Genomic DNA, 26,705 nt, shown 5'->3' with positions numbered 1-26,705 from the left:
TAGCCATCGTCGACGAGGGCCGTTTGCAACCGCATGAGATGTGGCGGACATTCAGGTTCGCTCAGTACGTGGGTTTGTCGTATGACTCTGGCTCGACCGCGTCCTCCACACCGGACCAGGGTGGCAATTTCGCAGGAGGTAACGGAAGTACTTGGTCGAGCTGGCTCAGTTTCAGGTCGGGATTGACATCCAACACTTCGGAAACGGTCTTGTATCGACTGCTGCGTTCCGGGTCCACTGTGACGCCGAGTAGTTTTAAGGCGGTTTTTTCCTCATCCTTCGCATTGGTCCAATGCCCATCTTCAAATAACAACCATAGGGTAGCCGCGCAGTTCGAATTTCCAAATTTTACGCCCTCTTGGTAGATTGTTATTGCCTCCATGAAGCGTTTATGGATTCTTGCAGTCATTCCTAACTCATACGCGGCGGGGCCATGACCTTGTTGGTATGCACATTGCTGCATAGTTTTTTCGTCGCCTAATCTTCCAGCGTCGCTATAGGCTTGGGCAAGTGTCATCTGTGCCTCTGGACTGCCTAGTTGGGCTGCCCTTAGATAGTATGCCCAAGCCAAATCGACATCGTAAGGTGCCCCTCCATAACCATGCTCGTAAGCTACGCCAAGGTCATACAGTCCCCAAGGTTGCATCTCCTTTGCCGCCATGCGGGCGATTTCGACACTCTTGGCGGGGTCTGCATCAAGCACGTGGTTGGTTTCGAGAACGCCGAGTCCGTGCAGATAAAAATGCGCCATCAGTGCACGCGCTCCCCAGTCCCCCAACTCGGCGGCCTTTTTCACATCGGTGAGTATGCGCGTGGTCTCCTCTCGCGTGAATTGCCACGCTATCTTGCTACGCCATACCTTGCGAGCCTCGATATAGAGCCGGTATGCTGCCGGGTCGCGGCTTGCCGGCATGTGGTCCTTCCAGCGCGCGCATGCGGGTAGCGGGTCAGACATACTGAACTTCTTGAATCCATATGGCAGGGCGTGCAAGGCTCTCTCCTGTAAATAGAAGTTGAGGGAAAATGCGCCTGCCGCCAATACCACTAGCAAGGTGAACGCATATATCAGGCGCAGTCGGTAATTGCTCATGTCTATACGACAGGCGAGCCAGGTTTGCGGTCCACATAGAACGGCATAATCTGGCTTTCAAGTGCCAAACCCGCTGCCATCAATTTCTTATTTTGGAGCGCCACATCCCCCCAGTTCCTAAACGTCTTGGACATATCACTGAATTGCGCCGGCCCCGCCAACCCAGAGCACTGGCTGAACAAATCACAGCGCAATTGAAACGCTACCTCCTTCGCCTCGCTCAACACGTTTAGCTCGCTGTCTAGTGCCATGCTGCGTAGATTCAGGTTGGCCGAGCCTATCGTGAACGCGGCGTCATCCACAATCGCCACCTTGGCGTGGATATAGATTTCTTCATAGTCCGTCGCTTGCAGCCTGTCTTTGTCCCTGGCGCAAGTCCAAAGCGACCCCATAAAAACCTTGATGCCACGCTCGGCCAGTTCTTCTGCGGTAATCGGCGGTTTGGTCTTTTTCTCCCGCGCCAGCTTCAAGGCTTCTTCGTGCTCCACCTTCATTGCCTCACTCCTGCCCACTTTGCTGGCTACATCGTAGGTCGGCACGTCCATGCCATCATTTTCCGGGGTGGAGGTCAGGATGAACACATATATCGGCTTCAGGTAGCCGGCCGAACGCAGGCGGCCGACGCATTCGATGAGATGCTCCGCCCAAGGCTCATACTGGATATATTGGTTCTGTATGAAGATATAGCGAAGAGTTTGCCGGGTCAGGTTGGCGTAGCATTCCTTAATGGTTTTCTCTGTATGCTGCGGCTCGGTGCGCAGCAGTTGTACATTGTGTAAGCCGTTTTGTAGTTTGAACGCGCTCAATGGTATCTTCGCACGCCGCGCGATGAACTCCGGGTCCATCTCATCATGAAGCCAGTCCCCAGCTTTCTTAACGATACGCTTGATTGGCGGATTAAAAAACCAAGCCGTGTCCATGAAGAGAGAGGTAGGCCTGGTTGACTTTTCCCACGCTTGGCAGAAATTATGATTGAGGTCGTAGAGAATCGGACCATGCAAGCGGCAGGACACATCCTGATACGGTTTGACCACATGGCTATTCTTGTCGATGTATGATTGGACAAGCCGCTCCTTGGCCGTCTGCTGCTGCGAGCTCAATTGGTATCCTGTACCAGCACTGTCATAACACTCGCCTTCCTTCCAAGCCGCCTTCTGTAGCTTCACATGCTCCATGTGGTAGATGCGCTCGCGCCTGATGTCGCGGAAGTGGTGCTCCGACGTGTCCCAGAAGTCGGTGACGGAATTATGTCCCATCACATAACCTATCGCATTGACCGGATTTTCATAGTCAATCAACAGCATTTTCTGGTGGTGCGTGGCAAACGCTTGGGTTACCTGTGCCATAAAACCAGTGGGCGCCAGCTCTCCCGACAATGACTTTTCTAACAAAGCGATAGGAAGTTTGCGCACATGAAAATGAATATTCGGTATCGCGTCGTCGCAAACCTGCGCATACCATTCTGCGTTATAGGCTTGGTGCGATTCGCTAAAATAACCGCCCATGGCGCATCCGATATATGGAAATCGTCTGCCGTAGTAGCCTGGATTGTTTTTCATTAACTTTTGCGTCACGGTGCTGTCGTGCCATACCAGCAAACGAACTTTGACCGGATTGGGCTTGCGCGAGGCAATCTTCTTCAGCAAATCTCCATAACGTATCCCATCCTCGGCGCTCTTCCCGCGCACCAGCACCATGCCAGGGTCGAATCCCCATGTGATGATGTCGACGCTATGCTTGGCGCTTTCCAAGTCCTTTGCTATTTTCCTAAAGACCGTTTCTCCGCAAATCAATGGTTCAATAAAACAGCGATAACGCGGCGGATGGACGGGATATGGAACATGAACAAACCAAGGCTGTGCGAGGCATTGGTAGGGCGCGTCGTTGTCGCGATAGGATAGAGTTTGCTTGTAGAGGTCTACGTTGCTGTTCATGCCACTCATGGTGCAGTCCTTAAAAAAGTCAGCGATGGCGTCATGCTTCGGATGAATCTTCGCCGTCGTCCAATGCAGGATTTGACAGCACTCGACTCTGTTCCAGCGTCGCGTAGCCCTCGTTGGCAGCCCCGCCCGAATTGGTGTACCCGTGGTAGCCGATGCCAGCGCTCATTTCCTGTTTCTCGTCATGTGGGTTCGGCGCGACGGTATAGCGGTTGCCGTTGGGGAGCTCCAACTCGTAGGTGGACTGCTTTTCCAGCTCGTGCTGGAAAGTCATGTTGCCATCGTCGTCAAACACCCCTTGCTCCGTCAGCGCGCCATCCTTATAGAGTTTGTAGGGCAAGCCGGCATTCAGGGCGCCGCCCGCCGCCGGATGACTGTTCAAATGAAACGTGCCCGCGCCCTTTAGCTGGGCCTGTGGCGGTTGCACCTGGGCTATCTGCAGGTTCTTAGGGCCGAGCAAACTGTGGCTCACTGCGTGCGCGACAAAGGTGCCGTTGCTGCCTTGTTCGATGCCGCCGGCGCTGAACCTGGCGTAGCTGCCGCCGCCGTTGATGACCACTTCTTCCTTGGCGCTGATGGTGATGCGGTTGGCCGTGTGCGTGATGTTGAGCTTGGCAAGGAGGTTGATGCTGTCCTTCAACGCCCGCACATCGATATCGCCGGCTGCCGCGACCAGCCGCATGCCGGCCTGCTGTACGAACAGGCGGAATGCTTGCCGCACGCTGGCGAACAGGCTGGCGCCGCTGGCGATGGACAGGTCTTGTCCGGTAGTAATCGCCGTATGCTGGTCGCTGGCCAGATGGGTGCTGCCGCGGGTCGTGGTCTCGATGCCGGCCGGGCTGGCCAGTACCAGGTGCGGCGCGGCCAGTTGGGGAAAGCTGCCCTTGGTGCCCGCACCTCCCTTGATGCTGTCGTTCTGCGCCTGGATGGCGGCCACTGCTTTGGCCTGGTCCTCGCCGTCCTGCGCGCCCGATTGCTCGGCCAACTTGGCTAGCGCCTCCTGCCGGGCATGGGCGGCCTTCAGGCGCAGCTGTGTCTCGCCCATGTCCTTGATGTGCGAGGCGCCGTTGGGGCGCGCCTCGGTGGTGAGGAGCATGCCCCGGTTCGCGCGCGCCACGCCCCAGGCATTGGTCGCCAGCTCCCAGCCGTCGCCGCGCGCGTCCATGCGCCCGTCGGACGTGTCAATGCGGGTGATGCTGCCCAGCGACAGCTGGCTGTGCTCGTGGTCGCTTTTGAGCTGCGCCTGGAGTGCGCCCTTGGTGTCGTCCAGTACCAGATGGTTGCTGTTGCCATCGCCGCCGCTGTTCAATTCGCGGCTGCGCAATCCGGCCAGCGAGCGCTGCGCGGGCAAATGCCAGGGCGGCATGTTGTCGCGGTTGTAGACGACGCCGACGACGATGGGGTGGTCGATGTTCCCATCGAGGAACTGCACCAGCACTTCCTGGCCGACGCGCGGCAAGCACATCTGGCCGAAGTACTGGCCGGCCATGGGCATCATGACGCGTATCCACGGTGAGCTGGCCTGGTCGAATGTGCCTAACCGGTCCCAGTGAAACTGCAGTTTGACCCGGGCCAGTGCGTCGGTATAAATATCCTCGCCGGGCGGGCCGACGACGATGGCCGTCTGCACGCCGGGATGGCGGCACGGCACGCTGTTATGCTGACGCCCCGGGCGCCAGCGTATGTCGCGGCGTAGGCAGACGAGGGTGTTGCTGTATTCCGATTTGCCGTCCGGGCCGGCGGGATAATTGTTGCTCGCGACATGTTCAACCGACACGATGAGATAGTCGCGCGCGCCGATGCCCGGTTTCCTGTCTTCGCCTGGTGCCGGCGCCTTGACTTGTGCACTGAAGTGGCCGCTTAGCTTGAACGTACGGCCCGGCTGCGCGGCGCGGTCGTTGCCGCCCGCCTCGAAATACTGGGTGCGCTGGTCATGTTCTTCCATGTGGCGCTGCGCCAGGGTCTCGCCGTCCCGCAGATTCGGGTAGCCGTAGGCGCCGGTGTTTTCGTAGATTTCATAGCCGTCCACGTCGCCCTGCGCGTTCAGGGAGCTGCCCTGGACCCGTTGCGGATGCGGGCTTTTATAGTTGAAACTGGCCAGTGTCAGTTTGCCGGAGCCGAGTTCCCGCACCGCTTGCCAGTCGTCAATCCCGTCCGCCTCCTCGGCCCCGGCCTGGGCGCGAAACTGCATCTGGTCTGCGCCATCCGCGACATGCGCGTCGTCGATGGGCTCGGCCAGGGTGGAGTTGTCGCTGAGAATGAGCGTGTGGCCATCGGCCCGGTGCTCGTAGTGGTAATACAGCCCTGCGTCTTCCCAACGGCGGTGCAGATGGTTGTAGTCCGTCTCGTTATGCTGGTTGGCGCAGGTCAGTTTTTTATCGTCGTAACCGGGGCCCAGCCTGGTCTTCCAGTCGCGCTGGCGGTAGTGCCCGAAGGTGGTCTCGGTCAGCTCGACGGTGCTGCGGTGGTGAAAGGAGACGTTGTCCTGGCGCAGCCTGGCGAAGGCCAGCCAGGGCGACAGCAGCATCTGGTAATAGGCGAAGCCGCCGTCGGTACGGACAAAACGGAAACTGCCGACGTAGCCGTTCATGTAGCGCAGGCTGCCGTTCTCGCGCACCAGCGAAATGGTGACCATCCGGCCCATCATGCTTTTGAGGGAAATACTGGCGTCGTCCGACAGCACTTCGGCCTCGATGCGAAAATCGCGCGATAACTCCTCGCACATGCGCACCTTGTTGACCAGCATGACGGCATTCGCGGGACCGTCCGCCTGCGGGAAGTCCATGCGCATCAGCCGATTGGCTTGCGATTGGGCGCCAAATATGGATAGCACCACCATGTCGGCGTCGATGATTTTTTGTGTCATACGTCCTCCATCGGTCACAACAGGTAGCTGGTCGAACCCTTGCAGATTGTGCCAAGTTTGTTTGTGAAAACCAGACGCTGCCGGCACGATGTCTGGAACAGACAGATACGCGCTTCGAATTGCAGGAAGGTGATGATGTTCAAGAGCATGCGGACTCCTGTTTATTGAACAGTATTGGAGTCGGAGTTGCCTTCCTGCCTGGACCAAGCGGGACGCTTGTCTTCCGGAACGTCTGCCTGGAAAATAGAGTCAATATTTTGCAGTGTATTTGCGTCATATAGAATGAGAGTACCTGCAAAATGCCTGCCTCCACAATCAATAGCGACCTGCTTTCCTCCCATCCAGAACCAATAATCCCGGATGAACGGTTCACACTTTATATATCGAAGCCTGCTATTTCTATAAATTGCAAGTTGACTGGAACTTGGCCCTACATCTCCCTCCGCAATCCATGAATTTAACACTAGCCATGCTGCGGAATGCTTATCTGGCGCTAAGGTTGCTCTTGCTGCACGGCCATTTCTTGTTATCTTTTTATCTCGACCATCAGGAAAAATAATATGAATGTTCTTTGCAGTGTCAATGTAGATGGATTCAAATTTATTGATATTTCTTGAGTGACAATTTGATGTACATATTATCAAAGCGATTGATATGAATTTTTTCATTATTCAGCTCCTAAATATTTCACCTGACGTCTGGTTCCATTTACACCGCCGAGCATCCATGCTTTTACCACAGCCGCTCCAGCGCCAAGAAAATTATCAATATGATAGTTTTGAATGGCGCTCCCCTTGTCATCTGCATAACGTGTTCCAACACCTTCGATATTGACTTTCGCTCGAGCTGGAATGATGCTTGTATCAACTGCAATAGAATGATTTTCCGTAACTGGTCCGTACTTCCCTTGAACACTCTGAACATGTCGGAACGATGTACCAGTTTGCGATGCGACGCGGTCAGGAGCACCCCTTGAATTTCGGTGCCACCCGCCCAGTAATTGAGCCAATGCAATATAGCGTCCATCGCTGTCTTTTCCGGTACCTTGCATCGGAACTCCTCTGGCGCTGAACAAAAAATCTTCTTTGTGTTTTTCTTGTAATCCGTTAGCCGCGACCAAAGGTCCAGAAAAATCATTTTCATCACAAACGTTATAACCTGTAATTAAAAATAATTCCTCATACCAAGCATCTTTAAAGCTGATTTTGAAAGTGGGAGATGTCACGCCGGAGGTGGTTACATTCAATTCAACAGCGCCAGAATCACGGGTTTCAAGTGTGAAAATTAATTCTCCATTGGCATCGGATTTTCCATGAATAATGATGCTATCTGCGGGTCTGTTGGATTTTATGCTAAGGGAATGGTCGGATACCTTAGCTCCGCTGGAGTGCATGGTAAGGCAAGCTTTAAGATTTAATCTGTATAATATTTTCCCATTTCGAACTCTTGCATTCGAAGGAATGACTGGCAAGGTGTCTGAGAATTTGTTTTTTTCAATTTTGATAGAGCAAACTATGTCATTCACGGTGATTTTTACTTCTGAACCGGATACTGGATTGGTATTGGCGGTAGCGATAATTGTCTCGGTCATATCACACCTCATCAGCCAGTAACTTCAAGGAAAGTTCAGTTGGTGAAGACGTATAAATCCTTTCGGTCAACCCTTCCTCATTGCTTATCCCTTCCCAGCAGGTCCCGTCAGATGCTGTAATGCAATATCGCTTATTGGCAATGGGAGTTTTGCCATCTTTTGCCACCAGACGAAATTGCTCATCAAATGATTCCAGGGAAGTAGCAGTTGTTAAATGAGGGCCCAGAGATGGCACATCAATGCTATTGGGGCCGAGCAAACTGTGGCTCACTGCGTGCGCGACAAAGGTGCCGTTGCTGCCTTGTTCGATGCCGCTGGCGCTGAACCTGGCGTAGCTGCCGCCGCCGTTGATGACCACTTCTTCCTTGGCGCTGATGGTGATGCGGTTGGCCGTGTGCGTGATGTTGAGCTTGGCAAGGAGGTTGATGCTGTCCTTCAACGCCCGCACATCGATATCGCCGGCTGCCGCGACCAGCCGCATGCCGGCCTGCTGCACGAACAGGCGGAATGCTTGCCGCACGCTGGCAAACAGGCTGGCGCCGCTGGCGATGGAAAGGTCTTGTCCGGTGGTAATCGCCGTATGCTGGTCGCTGGCCAGATGGGTGCTGCCGCGGGTCGTGGTCTCGATGCCGGCCGGGCTGGCCAGCACCAGGTGCGGCGCGGCCAGTTGGGGAAAGCTGCCCTTGGCGCCCGCGCCGCCCTGGATGCTGTCGTTCTGCGCCTTAATGGCAGCCACTGCTTTGCCCTGGTCCTCGCCGTCCTGCGCGCCCGATTGCAGGGCTAGCTTGGTCAGCGCCTCTTGCCGGGCATGGGCGGCCTTCAGGCGCAGCTGTGTCTCGCCCATGTCCTTGATGTGCGAGGCGCCGTTGGCGCGCGCTTCGGTGGTGATGAGCATGCCCCGGTTCGCGCGCGCCACGCCCCAGGCATTGGTCGCCAGCTCCCAGCCGTCGCCGCGCGCGTCCATGCGCCCGTCGGACGTGTCAATGCGGGTGATGCTGCCCAGCGACAGCTGGCTGTGCTCGTGGTCGCTCTTGAGCTGCGCCTGGAGTGCGCCCTTGGTGTCGTCCAGCACCAGATGGTTGCTGTTGCCGTCGCCGCCGCTGTTCAATTCGCGGCTGCGCAATCCCGCCAGCGAGCGTTGCGCCGGCAAATGCCAGGGCGGCATGTTGTCGCGGTTGTAGACGACGCCGACGACGATGGGGTGGTCGATGTTCTCATCGAGGAACTGCACCAGTACTTCCTGGCCGACGCGCGGCAAGCACATCTGGCCGAAGTACTGGCCGGCCATGGGCAGCATGACGCGTATCCAGGGCGAACTGGCCTGGTCGAATGTGCCTAACCGGTCCCAGTGAAATTGCAGTTTGACCCGGGCCAGTTCATCGGTATAAATATCCTCGCCGGGCGGGCCGACGACGATGGCCGTCTGCACGCCGGGATGGCGGCACGGCACGCTGTTGTGCTGACGCCCCGGGCGCCACTGTATGTCGCGGCGTAGGCAGGTGAGGGTGTTGCTGTATTCCGATTTGCCGTCCGGGCCGGCGGGATAATTGTTGCTCGCGACATGTTCAACCGAGACGATGAGATAGTCGCGCGCAGCGATGCCCGGTTTCCTGTCTTCGCCGGGCGCCGGCGCCTTGACTTGCGCGCTGAAGTGGCCGGTCAGCTTGAACGTGCGGCCCGGCTGCGCGGCGCGGTCGTTGCCGCCCGCCTCGAAATACTGGGTGCGCTGGTCATGTTCTTCCATGCGGCGCTGCGCCAGGGTCTCGCCGTCACGCAGATTCGGGTAGCCGTAGGCGCCGGTGTTTTCGTAGAGTTCATAGCCGTCCACGTCGCCCTGCGCGTTCAGGGAGCTGCCCTGGACCCGTTGCGGATGCGGGCTTTTATAGTTGAAACTGGCCAGTGTCAGTTTGCCGGAGCCGAGTTCCCGCACCGCTTGCCAGTCGTCAATCCCGTCCGCCTCCTCGGACCCGGCCTGGGCGCGAAACTGCATCTGGTCTGCAGCATCGGCGACATGCGCGTCGTCGATGGGCTCGGCCAGGGTGGAGTTGTCGCTGAGAATGAGCGTGTGGCCATCGGCCCGGTGCTCGTAGTGGTAATACAGCCCTGCGTCTTCCCAACGGCGGTGCAGATGGTTATAGTCCGTCTCGTTATGCTGGTTGGCGCAGGTCAGTTTTTTATCGTCGTAACCGGGCCCCAGCCTGGTCTTCCAGTCGCGCTGGCGGTAGTGCCCGAAGGTGGTCTCGGTCAGTTCGATGGTGCTGCGGTGGTGAAAGGAGACGTTGTCCTTGCGCAGCTTGGCGAAGGCCAGCCAGGGCGACAGCACCATCTGGTAGTAGGCGAAGCCGCCGTCGGTACGGACAAAACGGAAACTGCCGACGTAGCCGTTCATGTAGCGCAGGCTGCCGTTCTCGCGCACCAGCGAAATGGTGACCATCCGGCCCATCATGCTTTTGAGGGGGATGCCGGCGTCATCCGACAGCACCTCGGCCTCGATGCGGAAGTCGCGCGATAACTCCTCGCGCATGCGCACCTTGTTGACCAGCATGACGGCATTCGCGGGACCGTCCGCCTGCGGGAAGTCCATGCGCATGAGCCGATTGGCTTGCGATTGGGCGCCAAATACGGACAGCGCCGCCATGCCAGCGTCCACGATGTTGCGTATCATGCAGCCTCCGATGTGCTTCCCGCCGACGGCGGATGAGATGGGTCGTTATTTATCCTGTATCCGCCACTGTAGGTGGGTGTCGGGGGAGCCGTATTGAGGGGACTCAAGGGAGCTCATCAATAGTGAGCCGGTCCGCGCGCACTATCGTGGGGGAAATGAACATCACCTTGCGCAGCGACAGCCGCGGTCCGTGCGCCTGCATGCGGAAGTGGCCGCGCCGCCAGTGCGGCGACATCTCTCCAGACGCGCCGCGCAGATGGGCCGGCAGCGTGTCCGGCCCCAATACCACGCGGTCATAGAGGCGTTCCGTCTGCCGGCGCAGCTTGGCGGCCTTTCTGGGGCCCATGCCCTGCAAGCGCCGCAACGCGTCGCCATGCGGCGTCAGGCTTACATGCCGTGCCTGTTCGATGGCCCAGTACAGAAAAACCTTCGTGCAAAGCTGTGCCAGGGCCGTTTGCTGCACCAGCAAGGAATCGGACTGTAGCGTCCCCCCCGCACTGACGCCGGATGACGCTGAGCAGGGATTCCTGCTCGCCCTCGATGACAAAATCGAGGCTGCTGATGCCCAGGGGCTCGTCACGGCCCGCCGCATAAATCGCCACAATGGAAATGGCCCGTTTACCCTTGTACGTTGAGGCGAACACATAGGCACCTTGGATGCTATGAACGCCGGTCTCTGCGGGCAGCACGACTGCTTGCCGCATCGCCTCGCCGAATCGGATGTAGCAGGCCGCCATGCGCGGTCGCAACTGGGCGGCGGGAATGTCTTCGCCCAGGTCGGAACTCGTCAGCAGCCGCTCCGATGCCGGTGTCAACTCAATCACCACGTTGGGCCGCTGCCAGAACATCAGGGCCGCCGTGGTGAACATGGCGTCGCACTCGATGGCGTCCCGGGAAAAATTGCGGGGCGAGTGGCGCAGTAAAATATTGCGCACCAGGTCGTCGTTCTCGGCGAAGCGCAGATGCAGCCTGGCCAGCACGTCTGCGGCGCTCAACTGGGCGGCCCCGTCCTCGCGCTGCGCGGCGCATCGTTGCCATGTGTGATAAAAACCGATATTTCGCACATGCACAGGATGCACATCGTCGCCGCGTGCGCGGCAGGCTGCTATCGCCATGAAGCAAGCCGACATGGCTGGGCTGCTTGCGTATAGAAGGGGTCTCACCGCGTTACTCCTGCTCAATGGCCACTTGGCCGGATTGATGCATCTGTATCCCAGCCGCCTCCGGACTGTCGCCGCGTGAGCCTGCATCGATGGGCCGCAATAGGTAGCCGGCAGTGTCTCTGGAAACTTTGCCATCTTGTCGCAACAGAAAGGCGTCCCAATTCAGACGCCGCCCCGCGCCGGGTTTGCTCGTCAGGATGAGGCGTTGCAGGCACGACGGCTTGAATAAAATCCGCACCTCGAATTGCAGATTGGGCAGTCCGAACATCGCCAACCTTTGCGCCAGCCCCACGGCGGCGCTGCCGCGTGGGAGAAAACGCTCGGTATCGGCCTTGTCGAGGGGGCCGATGTTCAAGCGGACGCGCAGGTCCTTGCGCCGCAAGCGCCCGCCCAGCGCTGCACCGAAACCCAGCCTGGCAACTTTTTCGCCGAGCTTGCTGCGTTTGTTTTTCGGGATGACGTCCCAGACTTCGACGAAAGGTTCGAGCTCGACCTGCACCCCGAAGTGATGCGTCAACACGCGCGAGACCGAGCTTGCCGCCACCGGCCGGGTGCGCAACAACGCGGCATAGAATCCCGCCATATCGCAGGCGGCATCGTCTGCGCCGCCGGGCAGCGCGTCACGGCGAATACCCGCCAATGCCGTCAACAGCGGCAACTGGCCATCCTCGCCACCCATGTCGAGCCGGTGCTCCAGGCGATACTTGCCCCAGGCTTGAAAAAACATGGCCACCATGCGCTGGGAGAATAGGTCGATAAACGCGCGGGCGCTGTCGTCCCCGTCCCAGCGTTGCGCGGCGCTAATCCGCTCCGTGCGATGTAAAGGCAGGCCAGCGTTCACGCCAAGGAGCCCCAGGAACGCGGGCGTCAGGAATATCTTCGTGCCCGGCGCTTGCCGCATGGCCTGCAGCAATTCGATATCGGTCTCGCACGTCGCCGGCTGCGCCCCCAGCTCCTCGATTTGGCTGGCCGGAAAGCTCAGCGACAGGCTGTTCTGAAAGCGCAGTACCTGGGACAGCGCTTGCTCGTCGTCGTAAGACAGGCCGGCTTGGCGCAGCCAGCGTACCAGGATGCGCACAGCCTGGATAAAATGGAACCGCTGGGGTTCATCCATTAAACCCTGGATTACGCTAACGTCAGGTAGCCGCTTCTTGGCTTGCATCGCATGAGTTCCTTGTCGGATTGTTTGGATAGAACAACCAATTCGATGAAGCTGTTCACCTGCACATACAGGCCCAGGAACTGGTCGATGACTTCCACAAACAGCAGCAAGCCGCTGCCCACAAAAGCTTCTTCGTCGAGTGTCATGCGCATCTCGGTTCCGTGCACCAGCGCGGCGCCATGCTTGTGCCGCATCCAGGTCACCGTCGCCGCTTGTTGCAAGTCAGTGATGCCTTCTATCTGACGCCGTGAAATCGGCGAATGTGGCAAGTCGTACAGGGCCAGCATTTCGCGGAAAGCCGGCAATCCGCCTTGCGACAGTGCGTGCTGGTTCACCGTCAGATGGGAAATCAATCGCCATTGCTGGCTCCCTTTGGCAAAACGGTAGGTGCGGGTCGGCCGACGCAGAAGGCGAACCGAGTAGCTGTCGGCGTCGCGCAGCGGCGTCAAGTCGCCGCCGGCCTGCCCGTATTTCAGCGCATTGGGCAAGTCCCTGTTGGTGCAGCTCAGCGCAATCGACAGGCTCGTCTTTTCGACCTCCATCGGGTTGAAGTCGCCGTCAATCAGGGTGATGCGCTTTTCATGGCCGGGGCTGAGTGCAGCCAATTCGTCATCGCTGCGCAGCATCCAGTAATGCCCGTTCTTTGTGGACGCGTCCTCGCCGTGGCGCAGCGAATAAAACGGCCGGAATTCGGTCACTGCCTCCTTCTGTCCGCGCCGGCGCACCATCTTGACCGAGTCTATCGAGTACACCTCGAACGACTTGGCGTGCGCGGCATCCGCCACCACCGCATAGTCGGCAGTCAACTGCGTCAAGGATATCGGCTGGCCCGGCCGCTGGAACAGGTTGACCACCGGGCTGCAACCGAGCAGCAAATTCATCTTTGACAGACTAGCCAGCATACGGGCACGGGAGGAATCCGGCCGCAGGCCGACCAAGGCCACATGGAGCGTAAAGCGACGACATCCCTGTGGCAGCAGCGCCCGCAACGCCACCAGGTCGATGTCGAAGAAATTGAACTTTTCGGGAAAGACAAAATACTCGCTGAGCACCCGGTATGCCACGTGCGAGCGGGCGTCAAACGGGATGAGCGCCTCGTCTTCGGCGAAACCGACCGGCGCCAGTGGCACGGCCGGCAACGCCGTCCAGCGCCCCGGCTCGGTTTCCACATAGGCGCACACGGCGCGCATGAAAAGCGCGTCGCGCAGGGCCGCGCAAAACGAGGGCTCGCCATCGATGAACACGCGCAGGGCGGGGAGCTCGGCCGGCGCGGCGCCGTCGATGACGATGCTCAGTGCGGCGCTGGCAGATGACGGCAAGGTGACGCTGGAGGGCGCGCGTACTACCGGGTCGAAGCGGGCGGCGGCCAGCGTCATCGGCGAGAGCACGATGCCGTAGGCGGTCTTGAAACTGCAGCGTACGCCGTCGACGGCGCTGGAGTCCATCTCGGTACCGCGCGGGATGGTCAGCATCGGTGCTTCGCCCGCTGACTTGACGGAAGGATACGTGGCGCGCACTATCGAACAGGAGGGGAAGGGTCTCAGGTAGTGCGGAAACAGCGTCTCCAGTAGCGCTTCGGTCAATTCAGGATAGCTGTCGTCGAGCCGCTTCGCCACGCGCGCGGAAAGCAGCGCGACGGACTGTATCAATTGTTCGACATGCGGGTCCGGGCAAGTGTCGTCGCTGAGCTGCAGGGCGCCGCCCACCCTGGGATAGCGCTCGTAAAATTCGCGTCCGAGGCGACGCAGATACACCAGTTCACGCTCGAAATACGGCAACAAGTCTTCCATCAAGCTCTCCTTGCCCCTCACGGACGAAAGCCATGTGCAGATGTTCAAGTATCAATCAAGCGATGGCGAATATGTTGCGGTTGCGCAATACTGGTGACAGTGGCGGGTTTTGCTCGTCGTCATCGTGGCAACGGCCGGGCTTGGGACCTTTCTTGCGAAAACTCAATGAGTTTCCTAAATGCAGCGTCAAACTCTATCGACGAGCAATGCATTTTAAGGGAGAGAACATGAGCATCTCATTAAAAGTCTTGTGGGCCGAAGGTCTCACGCTCGATGCGCAGCATTTCCAGCAGTTGGACCTGTATCACGAGGCCCGCTTGCGGCACATCGCCTCGGCCATCAATCCCTACACCTGGGGCGTCCAGCTTGCACGCTGGAGCATTGAAGGTGTAACGAGCAACACGTTGTATGCGCAGGCGCTGACCCTGATTTTCAAGGATGGAGAAATCTACCAGGCGCCGCTTTCCGATGAATTGCCCTTGGCGATAGACTTGGGCAAGCTGCCTGCAGATGAGCAAAGCTTTGTCTTTTACGCGGCGCTGCCGGTCGTCAAGGCACATGGTGGCAATCTGGCCAGCGGCGAGGCCCCGTACGATGACACCCGATACTCGCCATTCGATGCGCAAGCTCTGGACCTCTACACCGATGCGCTCAGCACCAACGTTTCCTACATGAGAAAAAAACTGCGGCTGCTGTCGCATCTCGATATGCGTGACGCCTACGACTGCATCCCGCTAGTCAAGGTGCGCCGCAAGGAGGACAGCACCTTTGAAATCGACCCGACGTTCATGGCACCGAGCCTGTCGGTCGACGTTGACCCGGCCATGCGGGAAATGCTGCGCGGCTTGCTCGGCAAGTTGAACGCGAAAGCCGAGGCACTCTATCGTCTGCAACGGCAGCCGCGGGGAAACGCCATCGAGGCGCACAGTGGCGACGTGTCTTCATTCTGGATGCTCAGCACGGTCAGCGCCGCGAACGCGTCCCTTGCCCATTGCGCCAAGTCGGGACACTGCCATCCGGAGCGGCTGTTCGACAAGCTGATGGTGCTCGCGGGCGGCCTGATGGCGTTTTCCCGGAAGTATTCGGTATCAGATTTACCCGCCTACGACCATGAGAATCCGGCTCCCGGTTTCGACGCGCTGAACGCCATCATTTGCGAACTGCTCGATACGGTGGTGTCGTCCAGATACGTCGTCATTCCTCTCACCCTCGACAAGGAACAAGGCCCATACCATCAGGGAAAAATCGACGCCACGCTACTGGACCGGAAAGCAGGGCTGTACCTTGCCGTCACCGCCAATATGCCGGCGCTCAATCTGGTCGCGGAGGTACCGCGTCAGTTAAAAATCGCATCGCCCCACGACATCGAGGCGTTGATTCGTAGTGCCTTGCCTGGACTGCAATTGGTGCACATGGCCCAGGTGCCGATGGAAGTGCCGGTCCGCCCGAACGCTTATTATTTCTCGATTGATAACCGTGGTGAGCTTTACGAGGCGATGATGAAAGCCCAGGCGATAGCCATTTATGCGCCCAGCACCTTCACAGAACTGCGGATGGAGTTGTTCGCCATCACCGATTAGAGTGTCATTCCCACCTGTGATACATCTCATTACAAATGATGATTGGCGAGATATGGCGCAGTGCAGCATAATTCATCTGTCTCCTCCAACTCCTCCAAGAATTGGATTCAACCCGCCCAAGATGGCGGGTTTTTTTTAGCCAAAAATTTCAGTTTACGGGCCGTTGCCAAGGGACAGTAGGGCGGTTTCTCTTTGCCTAGAGGCTGCAGCGAAGGGCTTTATTCATGCTGATAGTACACATTTTCAATTGAAAGATACCGGTCGGTATGTTATCTTTGCACCCATCTTCAATCGTCAGCCGTTTTATTCAAATGACTCCAAATTTATTATCGTGGGCGGCTTTGGGCGGCGCCATTGCGTGCGAGGTGGCCGGCACCGCGTTCCTCAACAAGTCCGAGCAATTTAGCAAATTGGCGCCGACCTTGATCTCCCTCGGGCTGTACGGCGTTTCATTCTATTTACTGGCCCAGGCACTCAGGACTTTGCCGATTGGCGTGGCATATGCGATATGGGGCGGCCTGGGCATCGTACTCACCGCGATTGTCAGCATCGTGGTGTTCAAGCAGCGGCTCGACTGGATTGCCATGGTCGGCATCGGCTTCATCGTGGTCGGGGTGATTATCGTCAACGGCTTCTCTAAAGCAAGCGGGCATTGACATGGCATCTGCTTACGAACGTCGAAAGGATCCCGAAGCGGTGCGTCGTGCCTTGCTCAATTGTGCTGCGTTGATCGCTGGTAGCGAGGGTCTCGCCGCCGTGACAGTGGCGGGTGTGTCGGCAGCTGCAGGCGTGACCAAGGGGGCGCTCTTCCATCATTTCGCCAATAAACAGGCGATGGTCGATGCGATGGTCAATGAGCTGATGCAGGAGTTGGATGCGGCGCTCGACGACTTGATCGCCGTCGATCAGGTGCCGCGTGGCAGTTTTACCCGCGCCTATGTTCACGCCGCACTCTCTATGGACGATAACACCACGCGCATTTGGTCTGCTCTTATTAGTTCGCTGACTGCGGAGACGCTGGTGGCAGGCCAATGGCACGCCTGGCTAGCGCAACGATTGCGCCGCCATGCTGATACCGACGCCGGAGAACTTCTAGAGGTCGTCAGACTGGCGGCAGATGGCGCTTGGTTTACTTCGCTGAGCGCTGGCGCTTCGGCAAGGGTTCTGGACTTGCCAGCGATCAGAGCACGCTTGATAGCCATGACTTTTTTAACCATCGCAACACCATCAGGAGAGCATCATGTCTGACAGTTCAATTCTCGTCACCGGCGCCACCGGCAAGACCGGCAGCCGCGTCGCCGCCAATCTCATGCAACGAGGGTTCGCCGTCCGCGCCGTTTCGCGCAAATCGGCGGTGCGCTTCGACTGGGACGATGCATCGACCTGGCAAGCTGCGCTGCAGGGCGTACGCGCTGTGTACATCGTGCATCCCGGTTTGGGCTTTGACGGCGCGACTGAGCAAGTGGGAGATTTCGCCCGTGCCGCTGCTGCTGCCGGCGTGAAAAAGGCTGTGCTGGCTTCGACTCCGGATGACGGTAGCGAGTTTTCACAGGCCATGCGCGCTGCAGAACATCATATCGTCAACGCCGGCTTAGACCTGACAAGTCTGCGCCTGCGCTGGTTTTTCCAGAATTTCAGCGAGGATTTCCTGCTCCAGTCCGTACGCTCGGGCGAGTTGCGTTTGCCCGCAGGGTCCGGCAAGGAAGCGTTTGTCGATGCGGATGATATCGCCGAAGTGGCGGTCGCTGCGTTGACGGATGAGCGCCACAATGGCCGCCAGTACGACCTGACTGGCCCTTGCCTGTTGAGCTTTGCAGAGGTGGCGCAGGAAATTACGTCGGGGGCGCAACACCCTCTCTCGTATGTGTCGCTCGACCCCGCCACCTACGTTGCCGAGCAAGTCGCGCAACAGGTGCCGGAGGAATGGGCTTACTCTTTCAGCGTTCTTTATCAGGACATCGCTAACAACAAGCTGGCGCAAGTCTCGGGTGACGTCGAGGCTGTGCTTGGCAAGCCGGCGCGCGATTTTTCCACTTTTGTTTCGGCGATGGGGAAAGCTGGGGTTTGGAGGTAATCCGGCCTGCGTCCTAGCTTAACGCCTCGGCGATGTTGTTGCGGCTGGCCGCGGCGCTGGTTTCATGTGCAGACCATCGACGCCAGTAGCACCTTCCATGCGTGTGCCAGCTTGGTGTCATTGCGCTTCAGGTACGCAAAGACGTAAAGCCGTTTTTCATGGCTTCTTATAAATAAATGCTTCTCTAATATGCAATTTTTCAAGGATTAATGACGCATCCAGAAGGTGTGTTCCAGTTATGGAACGATGCCGCTGATGGAGGTAACTTAGGATGGGTAACTGCAGAGAGGTTGCACGATCAATGGTTGCGTGTTTTGCGGATTTCTCGTAGCTACAGGCCGTTCTGGCCTCAATGTTTAGAGCAAGGGTGCTCACACATGAAGAAGTTAAATATTTATTTAAAAAGCAATTTTATTTTATAAATAATATTTTTAAAAAAGTACCATCACGTTGTTCAACTTGCGTTGGCAGAGAAGGCTATGGCTCAATCTGAGGCAGAAAAGTCTAGTTGAAGCGCCTGTCGCCATGCAGAAAAATCGTTTCCGCATCGGCTACACATGGCAGCGAAAATACGGTGATGTAAGGTTGCATGAAAACCTTGTGCGGAATAATATACTATGTAATTTATTGAAATATAAGAAGTATTTTGAGGAATTGCAAGCTTGGCGACGGCTTACATTGTTCGTGAGATTCGAAGGGCTAGGCCTGCCGGCCCGGCCCGAATCCTTCAATTCGCTTTCAAAGGAGCCAGCCTCTACGACGTCCAACGCATCAGTTCGGGTACAAATGGCAGACCCTTGCACCCGCACTGTACTTTCTGTTTTAGGTTCTGAAAAATTTCTCCATGTGTACCTTGCCTGTCTAGAAGTACTGTGTAAAAATACAGTGTCAACATTCAAAAAGGACACCTCATGATCAAAGGCAGTTGCTGCTGTGGCTCAGTAAAGTTTGAATTGGCATCCCCTCCAAGCATGATGGGCATGTGTCACTGTTCTCGTTGTCGGAAGGTCGGAGCGAGTGCCTTGGCCTTCGTTGATAAAAATTCATTTACCTTGCTGGAGGGACGAGAATTTATTCAACGATATGAGCCAGAGCCCCGCTTTAAATATGCAAGAACTTTTTGCAAAAACTGCGGAACTTCTTTGGGGGAAATTGGTTCAGAGAATGATTCATTTCCAATATCAGTTAACTGCTTGGATGATGATCCTGAGGTAAGAATGCAATTTCATGTTTATGTTGGCTCCAAGCCTACATGGTATGAAATTTGTGATAACGCTAAACAGTTTCAAGAAAGTCCGACCTAATAAAAAAAGCCAGTCATTTGACTGGCTTTTTTATTGCAATTTTGATATTTCGAATAATTTCAATGTTAGTTTTCCGGCAGGATTGATCTTCCCGTTATCTAATCAGCTTTCCGACTGAGCCTGCTGTCACGGCACACAACGCATCAGTCTGTGTGAAAAATGGCAGACCTGAACCACGCGCCCTGCATGTGGCTTTTAGATTTCTATGTTCCAATCTTATCTCAAAATTATCGATTTTTTGAAATAACACCACTCATGTATTGATTTAAATCGCGAAAATCCTTAATCCCCCACGAGTGCGGCGATAGCTTAATTCCATTTTCTCGCAAAGTTTTTGGAATTAAGTCGCCATTTGGACGAAGTATGATTGATGATACAATAACGCCAGGATAATCTTTTAGTCGTTTTTTGAAAGAGGATGTTGTAAGGTCAGGTGTGGGAGGATTGCTTTTATTTGCCAATGGTCCGGTTCCTTTGATATCTATTCCGTGGCACATGGCACATCTCTGTAGGTAGAGATTTTTCCCGTTGATATTATCTGCGAAGGCTGGCGATGTTTTGATTAGCGATAGAATTACTAGCGAGACGATGAATGATATTTTCATTTAAATGTGGTCTTGGTAGCAGTAAAATTTGAATCCATTATTATATCTGTCGTTGTCCGGTTGCACCGGCCTAGTGAATTTAGTTGAAAAATTGTGACGTCATTGGTAAGGACCGGACCATCGCGGGGCATCGGTTGTATCGATCATGACCCGAATGTGATCATTTATGTGCCATCGGCCCCTTATCGATTGGTACGAAAACTTCCCATTTCTTTTGTATCGCGGGCTTTACGGTCTTGTCGCAAATTACAGCTACATTCGGTCCAGACAGGCCATGGCTTTTCGGAACCCATTTTACATGCAAAGATATCGCGCATTTGACAACCAGAATCTTCCGGTTCGGCGCCATGGCCTGCCACTTTGTTCCATTTTTCAGATTCTCTGCTGCAATGAACTTTACAGCTGCATCCCTTATCTCAAACAATCCATGTATGTCACCTCGTGTTCGATCTTCGTCAAGAGTAGTAGCGAGTGCCGATGAGACGTTCGCAACAAGAAAAAAGGAGCTAGCAAGGGAGGCGTACATGCGTTTATTCAATCGTAGCGGTAGCAACATATTTACAATCCTTGCCAAGTTTTCTCTTTATTAGATAAAGACATAGAGGGTTCCACATTTCCATTTTGAGATTGCACACAACTGTCGACAGGGCTGGTGGCGTTCGTCTGCTGGCAGGATTACCCCTCTGTTTGACCTTCTTTTCATACCCGTGCAAGCGCCGCGATCCTGTCGTAAGACTTCTCGAACCCGTGAGAGTTAAACGCGGGCGTGCATATTTTTCTATGGCACGGCAGGAGCCTGACGACGCACCAGCCCCTGCGCGTATGATGGAACCGCTTATTGCGCCATTACCAGACATGTGCGAGTTGGCGAGTTCCCCGCCATGACAAGGTCAAGCTTCCTCATCCCGTCTGAATACGAATTGTTGGCGGCTAATGCCTTGCGTGACAAAGTCTGCATCCGGCGGTATCATTTCCAAGAAAAAATCATGTTTAAAAATTGGAATTTTGTTAAATTTTCGCGAACGAAATATCCATCTGTTTTTCGTGAAATCGCTGTAACGGTCCCCTTTGAACTGCTGGTGTACAGCCGTGAAGGGAAGCAATCTTTCGGCAATATCCGGAAAAGAAAAACTTGGATTATCGTTTTTGAATTTTTCAAAAATTTCAAATTGATCTCTACAAATGACTTGAATGGCAGTCTCTGGAAAACGATGGCGTGGAGACCATAGTACGTTCCAGCCTGATTCTATTTCATTGATGAAATTCACCATGCGAGGCGTCAAAATATAGGCATCCGACTCGATATGGATTATTTTATCAACACCTAATTCATTTGCCACATTAATGGAGTGGAGAAAACTTCGCCACCAACCGGGGTAGTCAACTCCGCTTTGTCGCCCGAGATTGTTATCAAAGTGAATGATGAGATTTTTGTCGGTATTTGAAGCCAGCGGGTCTTTATGGGAAATTGTATTGATAATATCGATAGGCGGCAGATACGGCGACCCATCATCAATCATTATTTTTTTTATTGCATTGATTGGTATGTTTTCGTAGTAGTCGAGCCACCGTTGATACCGACTTCCCCATGATGGGGCATCTTTTATAAAGCTGGTGCAGAATATAATGGCTTTCATTGGCTAAGAAAATTCCTTGTATTTGAAAAATATAGATTATTCATGGTCTAATCATTAAAATTTCAAGTATTTTAACAGATTGAAGGCGGTTTAATAACAGAACGGCCATGCCGGCGATGTGGCCGTTCAGGTCATCGAGCCTCTGGCACTGCACGTGATGACTGCCGACATGCAGGCACTTGGCGGCGCCTCCCGCTCGCGACACAGGCGTTCAAGCATCGGCGCAAAGGCGAGACGGGGATCCATACTTTTCACCTATGTCGTATCGTCCACATGCCTGGATTATGGCCGCTTATTCTCTGTGCATGACAGAGGTTTCCCATGCGCGATCTCCTTACACCCGTGAATCAATGAAAACATCACTGTTGATATCGTCATCACTTTCCTGTTGATCCGTTGGATGTGGTTCGTGTCTTCGATCAATCTGGCATCAAGCGGCCCAGTAGTGAGCTCCCCAGAATCGCGCGCATGTTTGCCGCGCCTTGTCTCTTGCTGTCGGCATGGGTGGATGGCGAGCTTGTAGGGCTGGCCCGGTCGCTGACAGACTATGCGTTGCTGTTATCTCTCGGACCTCGCGGTAGACAAGCAATACCAGGGCCTGGGTATCGGCAAAGAGCTGGTCAAGCGCACCCGGGCCATCATCGGCGACGAAGTGTCCTTGATATTGCTCTCCGCCCCGGATGCCATGTCCTACTATCCGACGCTCGGTTTTGAACTTGCCGGCAATGCATACGTCGTTCGGCGCAAACATTGAGTGAGCGCTTTCAAGCACTCCTGCGCCTGATGAAACCCGTCTACACCCTCGCCGAAGCGTTGGCACAAGACCCCACTCGCACCGCCAAGACCAATCCCTCACCCTCGACAGGGCCAGACCCTCCATGGGCCTGAAAGGCAGCTACGGCCTGTTCGCCTCCGAAGCATGGTGGGAAAGCATCAAAGCGACGAGCTCAAGGCGCAGCCGGCAGCCGATGGCGGTGTCAATGTCGCGCGTATCGTGCTGGAAGGGTGCTGCGCTTTGCCGCCACACCACCCATTTGCATAGAATTGACCCCGGACAAATTCCTCATTGGAATTCGTTTGACCCGCGCCCGTGCCAGGTCTACAGTCGTCGAAGAGACCTCAACCGACTGCGTCGCCCACCCCATGGCCAAGCCTTTTCCTTTAAACCCCAAGAACCCTGAACGCATCTGCTGGGGCTGCGACAAATATTGTCCGCCGGACGCCATGCGCTGCGGGAATGGTTCCGAACGCACGCAGCATCCCATCGAACTGTTCGGGGAAGGCTGGAATGACTGGGGGCTGGCGGCCGCCGATAAAGAAGAGGCGCAGAAAAAACCTTAGCAGCGATAGCAAGCGAACAGCGCAGCAACCACTTACAATCCCTCATCGCGTCCGAGCTGAGGAGTCAACATGCCCAACCCCCTGTCCCGCTGGCTGGCAAGCAGCGCCGGTGATGACACCTGGGTCGAACACCCGGCCGTGCATACCATCGCCGAAGCGCTGATCCATGTGCCAGCCATGCCCGGCCTGATGGTGAAAAACCTGTTCGTGCGCGACGAGAAGGGCCGCCGGCATTTTCTCGTCATCGTGCCTTTCGACAAGCGCATCGACTTGGCGGCGCTGGGGCGCTTGCTGCCGGCCAGAAAGTTGAGCATGGCTTCGCCCGAGCGCTTGCTGCAGCACCTGGGCATCACGCCCGGCTCCGTCAGCCTGTTTGCGCTGATCCACGACAGCGCGCAGGCGGTGGAACTGGTGCTGGACCAGGCTGTGTGGGAGGCCAGCCATCTACAAGCCCATCCGCTGCGCAACACGGCCACGGTGGCGCTGTCGCACGCTACCGTGCTCAGTTTCCTCGCGCACACGGGGCACGTGCCCCGCATCGTGATGGTGCCTGCGGCGGATTAAAAGCGTCGCCTCAATGCCCGGACACTGGCGCGCCGCCACTGCGCCGTCCCGGCCGGAATCCATGCGCGCTGGCCGACCAGGCGACCACGAATGCCAGCACGAGCAAAGCCACCATAGCCCACGGGAAGGCGCCCGCGCCCCAGGTTTCCAGCAAGGTACCACCCACCACGCCCGCTGCCGCTATCGCGCCATTCCACGCCACTACATTCATCGACAAAGCCACGTCGGCGCCGCTGCCCGCCGTGTCGGCCAGCGCCGTTTGCAAGAGCGTTGCCGCGCCGCCGAAGGACAAGCCCCAGACGGCCATGCCCAGATAGATGACGGCAGGCAAGTGCGCCGCGATGCCCAGCACGAGTGCCGTCAGGGTGAAAGTAGCCAGGCTGGCCAGCACGGTGACGCGCAGGTGGCGCTCGACCAGTTTGCCCGTGATCCAGATGCCTGCCATGGCGGCAGCGCCGAAGACGAGCAGGACCAGGTCGATGCGTCCCGTCAATCCGGCCGGCGCCACAAACGGGGCGATGTAGGTGTAGAGAATGTTATGCGCCAGCATCCAGGCGATGACGACGGCCAGCACGGGGCGCACGCCCGGCGTGGTGAAGACGCGGCGCAGGGGCAGGCGCTCATGGACGGATTGGCCCGGGTAGTCCGGTACTTTTGCCAAGACCCAGGCGATGAGTGCCAGAGTCAGGGCGGAAATGATCCAGAACGCGGCGCGCCAGCCGACCAGGGATCCGAGCAAGGTGCCCAGCGGCACGCCCAGGGACAGGGCGACGGGCGCACCCACCATGGCCAGCGCCAGGGCGCGGCCTTGCTGGTGGGGCGCCACCATGCGCCGCGCGTAGCCGGCCAGCAAGCTCCACGCCAGCCCGGCCGCCATGCCGGCAAAGAAGCGGGCCGCCAGGGTCAGCCAGTAGTGGGACGACAGTGCCGTGACGGTATTGAACACGAGAAAGCCGATGATGGTCAGCAGCAGCACGTTGCGGCGGCGCCAGCCGCGCGTGGCGATGGTCAGGGGAATGGCTGCCAGCAAGGAGCCGAGCGCATAGGCCGTGACCATTTGCCCGGCCAGCGCGGCGCTGATGCCAAGGCCAGCACTGATCTGCGGCAACAAGCCGGCGGGCAAGGTTTCCGTAACGATACAGATAAAACCCGTCATGGCCAGGGCCAGCAGGCCGGAGATGGGGAGGCGATCGGCCAGCGCGGGGCTGGTTCCGGTAGTGATAGTGGCGTGATTCACGGCAAACATCCTTGTAAAGTGATCAGGCGCAGAAATGCTCCTGACCGTCATGGCGGTACATATGTATCGATCGGTATAAATATAGACGATGGCGCGCCCCGTTGTCAACAACTTCTGTATCGAGTAGTATGTAAGTGGCATATAAGGAGATGAGAAGGAGCGATGGATGGCGCAAATGGGACGGCCGCGCACGTTCGACCGGCAGGCAGCGGTCGAGCAGGCCATGTTTTTATTCTGGCAGCAGGGTTATGAATCGACGTCCTTGAGCCAGCTCAAGGCGAGCCTGGGCGGCGGCATTTCCGCGCCCAGCTTTTATGCGGCGTTCGGCTCGAAGGAAGCACTGTTCCGCGAAGCGGCGCAATGCTATCTGGATACCTTTGCGCGTGTGACGGAATGCCTGTGGGACGATGGCCTGGCACCGCGCGCGGCCATCGAGCTGGCATTGCGCCAGTCGGCCAGCATGCAGTCCGATGTGGGACATCCACCTGGCTGCATGGTGGCGCTCGGCTGCATGAGCGCGCCGACGGCCGAACATGCGGCCGTGGCCGCACCGCTCACGGCCTCGCGCACGCGCACGCGTGCCGGCTTCGTGCGCTGCGTCGAGCGGGGCATGGTCAGCGGCGAATTGCCCGATGGTACGGATGCAGCGGCGCTGGCCGCCGTCTTCGACAGCTTTTTATCGGGCGTGTCGATCCAGGCGCGCGATGGCGTTGGCTACGTCGTGTTTGACGCTGCCATTACGCAGATCCTGCGCGTGTGGGATGCCAATCGCGTGCCGGGCTAGACGCTAGGCCGTAAAGTGAAACTCCAGCACATCGTCGCCATATTTGTCCGTCTCTCCCGTCGCCGTCCAGCCCAGGTAGCGGTAAAAGCCATAGGAGCGTGAGGCGGGGTCGCTGGAGCAGCCCAGGAACAGCCGTTGATGGCCCTGTGCGCGCAGTTCCGTCATCACCAATTCCAGCATGGTCTTGCCGATACCGAGGCCTTCGAATTCCGGTAGCAGGGCCAGGACGATGATTTCTCCCGTGTCGCGCTCGCCAAAGCAGTAGCCGACCAGCTGGCCGTCGTGATGGCAGACCTGGCCGGGCAAGCTGCCTGAGCGCATCATCTCGGCCCAGGACTCGGCCGTAATGCCCACTTCCGCCAGGCGCTCCGCGGAAATGGCGTTTTGCCGCGTCTTGCCGCGCAATGCGATGAAGGCCGGGGTGTCTTCCGCCTTGGCGGCATGGAAAGTAATCGATGCTGGATGTGTCGTCATGTGTTGTATGGTTGCGATGGTGTCGGATCAACGGTGAGTAGAACTTGGATAAAGCTCATTCCCAGGGTTTGCGCATGATGTGCGCATGGCGCTGCCAGTCATAGGTTTTGGTGTTCTCTATTGCCTGCTGTCCGGGATTGCCGCTATCGATGATTTCATCCTTGACGATGAGCAAGTCATTCTTGTCATTCAAGCGATATTCCCGGTAGCGCTCACAATCCTGTTCGCGCCGTGCGATGGTGATTAATTTGTCAGCACGCCAGGCATAGCTGTCTTCATAAAAGCATTGCGCCGCGCAGCCGCAATTGGCGATGCCGCCTTCAATTCCTTGATCGGCTATGTTGATATCCAGATTCGGAATCGCTGATAATGGCTTGTTGAAACTGTATTGCTTCGCTGACGCATCCCACAGCCACACATCGGAACAGCGGATGCGCCCCTGGCTTTCCGTGTAGCCGGTGACCCACAGATCGGCATGGCCGTCAAAATTCATGTCCAGCAGCAGCGCGTGCAAATTGCCCGTGCCGCTGCCGCTACAACTGCCAGGTATCCACTGCTTCCCGATTTTCAGTTGATACGTCTGTTTTTCATCGTGATTCGCATAACGGATATCGGCGGCTTGCCGCACTTTGCCTGTCGCGGCTTTGTCCAGGTGCAGCGTGCCGCCATAAACCGAGGTGGAAATCAGGGATAAAAGCAGCGATAAAGACAAGACAGTCAGTTTCATGGAGATATTCTTGGGCAGGCATATTTGCGCAACGTCCAGATTGAATCGTGCGTGAATGATCATAACGCATGATTTGGGCAATGCGCCACACCGTTCCCTATCGTACATTCT

Annotated in this window: 24 protein-coding genes; 9 read left to right on the top strand and 15 right to left on the bottom strand. The window is 56.7% G+C overall.

All coding sequences use genetic code 11. The features are described from left to right. Nucleotides 1-61: 61 nt before the first annotated feature. From ACP7DE_RS13310 to tssF, 9 genes are all read right to left on the bottom strand, one after another. Entirely contained in the window at nucleotides 62-1,090 is a 1,029-nt protein-coding gene (locus ACP7DE_RS13310) for a tetratricopeptide repeat protein (protein WP_426072528.1), read from the bottom strand. A gap of 2 nt (nucleotides 1,091-1,092) precedes the next feature. Beyond that, nucleotides 1,093-3,024 carry a phospholipase D-like domain-containing protein gene (locus ACP7DE_RS13305; RefSeq protein WP_426072527.1) on the bottom strand — a complete coding sequence of 644 codons (1,932 nt, stop codon included), beginning with the start codon at nucleotides 3,022-3,024 and terminating at the stop codon, nucleotides 1,093-1,095. A 40-nt stretch (nucleotides 3,025-3,064) separates the two neighbouring features. Further along, on the bottom strand, nucleotides 3,065-5,896 hold the full coding sequence (locus tag ACP7DE_RS13300; RefSeq protein WP_426072526.1) for a type VI secretion system Vgr family protein: 2,832 nt from the start codon (nucleotides 5,894-5,896) through the stop codon (nucleotides 3,065-3,067). Nucleotides 5,897-6,057: 161 nt separating this feature from the next. Then, the gene (locus ACP7DE_RS13295; protein ID WP_426072525.1) at nucleotides 6,058-6,564 is read right to left on the bottom strand and encodes a hypothetical protein; all 507 of its coding nucleotides are present in this window, start codon (nucleotides 6,562-6,564) and stop codon (nucleotides 6,058-6,060) included. Then, nucleotides 6,564-7,487 (bottom strand): 3D domain-containing protein, encoded by a 924-nt coding sequence (locus tag ACP7DE_RS13290; RefSeq protein ID WP_426072524.1) that lies wholly within the window; start codon nucleotides 7,485-7,487, stop codon nucleotides 6,564-6,566. Before ACP7DE_RS13290 ends, ACP7DE_RS13295 begins: the two co-directional genes overlap by 1 nt. Before the next feature lies 1 nt (nucleotide 7,488). Next, nucleotides 7,489-10,152: a type VI secretion system Vgr family protein gene (locus ACP7DE_RS13285; RefSeq protein ID WP_426072523.1), complete on the bottom strand. Its 2,664-nt coding sequence runs from the start codon at nucleotides 10,150-10,152 to the stop codon at nucleotides 7,489-7,491. A 293-nt stretch (nucleotides 10,153-10,445) separates the two neighbouring features. Continuing rightward, complete coding sequence (locus ACP7DE_RS13280; RefSeq protein WP_426072522.1) at nucleotides 10,446-11,267, bottom strand: hypothetical protein; 822 nt, start codon at nucleotides 11,265-11,267, stop codon at nucleotides 10,446-10,448. A gap of 52 nt (nucleotides 11,268-11,319) precedes the next feature. Continuing rightward, nucleotides 11,320-12,429 (bottom strand): type VI secretion system baseplate subunit TssG, encoded by a 1,110-nt coding sequence (gene tssG, locus ACP7DE_RS13275; protein WP_426072521.1) that lies wholly within the window; start codon nucleotides 12,427-12,429, stop codon nucleotides 11,320-11,322. A gap of 11 nt (nucleotides 12,430-12,440) precedes the next feature. Further along, the gene (gene tssF / locus ACP7DE_RS13270; protein ID WP_426072520.1) at nucleotides 12,441-14,267 is read right to left on the bottom strand and encodes a type VI secretion system baseplate subunit TssF; all 1,827 of its coding nucleotides are present in this window, start codon (nucleotides 14,265-14,267) and stop codon (nucleotides 12,441-12,443) included. A gap of 227 nt (nucleotides 14,268-14,494) precedes the next feature. Between tssF and tssK the strand changes: the two genes are divergently transcribed. From tssK to ACP7DE_RS13245, 5 genes are all read left to right on the top strand, one after another. After that, nucleotides 14,495-15,847 (top strand): type VI secretion system baseplate subunit TssK, encoded by a 1,353-nt coding sequence (gene tssK, locus ACP7DE_RS13265; RefSeq protein WP_426072519.1) that lies wholly within the window; start codon nucleotides 14,495-14,497, stop codon nucleotides 15,845-15,847. Nucleotides 15,848-16,113: 266 nt separating this feature from the next. After that, nucleotides 16,114-16,503: a DMT family transporter gene (locus ACP7DE_RS13260; protein WP_426072518.1), complete on the top strand. Its 390-nt coding sequence runs from the start codon at nucleotides 16,114-16,116 to the stop codon at nucleotides 16,501-16,503. Nucleotide 16,504: 1 nt separating this feature from the next. Next, the gene (locus ACP7DE_RS13255) at nucleotides 16,505-17,095 is read left to right on the top strand and encodes a TetR/AcrR family transcriptional regulator (protein ID WP_426072517.1); all 591 of its coding nucleotides are present in this window, start codon (nucleotides 16,505-16,507) and stop codon (nucleotides 17,093-17,095) included. Continuing rightward, complete coding sequence (locus tag ACP7DE_RS13250; protein WP_426072516.1) at nucleotides 17,088-17,921, top strand: NmrA family NAD(P)-binding protein; 834 nt, start codon at nucleotides 17,088-17,090, stop codon at nucleotides 17,919-17,921. Before ACP7DE_RS13255 ends, ACP7DE_RS13250 begins: the two co-directional genes overlap by 8 nt. Before the next feature lie 911 nt (nucleotides 17,922-18,832). Then, a complete protein-coding gene (locus ACP7DE_RS13245) occupies nucleotides 18,833-19,225 on the top strand; it encodes a GFA family protein (protein WP_426072515.1) in 393 nt (130 codons plus the stop codon). Between the two features lie 227 nt (nucleotides 19,226-19,452). Here the strand turns inward: ACP7DE_RS13245 and ACP7DE_RS13240 are convergent, their stop codons facing one another. The 3 genes from ACP7DE_RS13240 to ACP7DE_RS13230 all read right to left on the bottom strand — a co-directional run bounded on the left by ACP7DE_RS13240 (nucleotide 19,453) and on the right by ACP7DE_RS13230 (nucleotide 21,467). Beyond that, nucleotides 19,453-19,830 (bottom strand): c-type cytochrome, encoded by a 378-nt coding sequence (locus tag ACP7DE_RS13240; protein ID WP_426072514.1) that lies wholly within the window; start codon nucleotides 19,828-19,830, stop codon nucleotides 19,453-19,455. Nucleotides 19,831-19,990: 160 nt separating this feature from the next. Further along, entirely contained in the window at nucleotides 19,991-20,356 is a 366-nt protein-coding gene (locus tag ACP7DE_RS13235) for a hypothetical protein (protein ID WP_426072513.1), read from the bottom strand. A 364-nt stretch (nucleotides 20,357-20,720) separates the two neighbouring features. Then, a complete protein-coding gene (locus ACP7DE_RS13230) occupies nucleotides 20,721-21,467 on the bottom strand; it encodes a hypothetical protein (protein WP_426072512.1) in 747 nt (248 codons plus the stop codon). Between the two features lie 547 nt (nucleotides 21,468-22,014). On the opposite strand from ACP7DE_RS13230, the gene ACP7DE_RS13225 reads away from it, so the two are divergent. The 3 genes from ACP7DE_RS13225 to ACP7DE_RS13215 all read left to right on the top strand — a co-directional run bounded on the left by ACP7DE_RS13225 (nucleotide 22,015) and on the right by ACP7DE_RS13215 (nucleotide 23,372). Continuing rightward, nucleotides 22,015-22,221 carry a GNAT family N-acetyltransferase gene (locus ACP7DE_RS13225; protein WP_426072511.1) on the top strand — a complete coding sequence of 69 codons (207 nt, stop codon included), beginning with the start codon at nucleotides 22,015-22,017 and terminating at the stop codon, nucleotides 22,219-22,221. A 389-nt stretch (nucleotides 22,222-22,610) separates the two neighbouring features. Continuing rightward, the gene (locus ACP7DE_RS13220) at nucleotides 22,611-22,808 is read left to right on the top strand and encodes a DUF3079 domain-containing protein (RefSeq protein WP_426072561.1); all 198 of its coding nucleotides are present in this window, start codon (nucleotides 22,611-22,613) and stop codon (nucleotides 22,806-22,808) included. Between the two features lie 69 nt (nucleotides 22,809-22,877). Next, nucleotides 22,878-23,372, top strand: a complete 495-nt coding sequence (locus tag ACP7DE_RS13215) for a prolyl-tRNA synthetase associated domain-containing protein (protein WP_426072510.1) — start codon at nucleotides 22,878-22,880, stop codon at nucleotides 23,370-23,372. Between the two features lie 10 nt (nucleotides 23,373-23,382). Here the strand turns inward: ACP7DE_RS13215 and ACP7DE_RS13210 are convergent, their stop codons facing one another. Beyond that, nucleotides 23,383-24,618, bottom strand: coding sequence for an MFS transporter (locus tag ACP7DE_RS13210; RefSeq protein ID WP_426072509.1), 1,236 nt, complete (start codon nucleotides 24,616-24,618; stop codon nucleotides 23,383-23,385). Between the two features lie 157 nt (nucleotides 24,619-24,775). Between ACP7DE_RS13210 and ACP7DE_RS13205 the strand changes: the two genes are divergently transcribed. Continuing rightward, complete coding sequence (locus tag ACP7DE_RS13205) at nucleotides 24,776-25,393, top strand: TetR/AcrR family transcriptional regulator (RefSeq protein WP_426072508.1); 618 nt, start codon at nucleotides 24,776-24,778, stop codon at nucleotides 25,391-25,393. A 3-nt stretch (nucleotides 25,394-25,396) separates the two neighbouring features. Here ACP7DE_RS13205 and ACP7DE_RS13200 read toward each other — a convergent pair whose 3' ends face one another. Both ACP7DE_RS13200 and ACP7DE_RS13195 read right to left on the bottom strand, forming a co-directional pair. Beyond that, the gene (locus ACP7DE_RS13200; RefSeq protein WP_426072507.1) at nucleotides 25,397-25,867 is read right to left on the bottom strand and encodes a GNAT family N-acetyltransferase; all 471 of its coding nucleotides are present in this window, start codon (nucleotides 25,865-25,867) and stop codon (nucleotides 25,397-25,399) included. Between the two features lie 55 nt (nucleotides 25,868-25,922). Continuing rightward, complete coding sequence (locus ACP7DE_RS13195; RefSeq protein WP_426072506.1) at nucleotides 25,923-26,702, bottom strand: XAC2610-related protein; 780 nt, start codon at nucleotides 26,700-26,702, stop codon at nucleotides 25,923-25,925. Nucleotides 26,703-26,705 lie beyond the last annotated feature (3 nt).

Source organism: Janthinobacterium sp. DSP2-3-3, assembly GCF_049897325.1.
Classification (GTDB): domain Bacteria; phylum Pseudomonadota; class Gammaproteobacteria; order Burkholderiales; family Burkholderiaceae_D; genus Janthinobacterium.
This window is presented reverse-complemented; position numbering and strand designations above follow the sequence as displayed.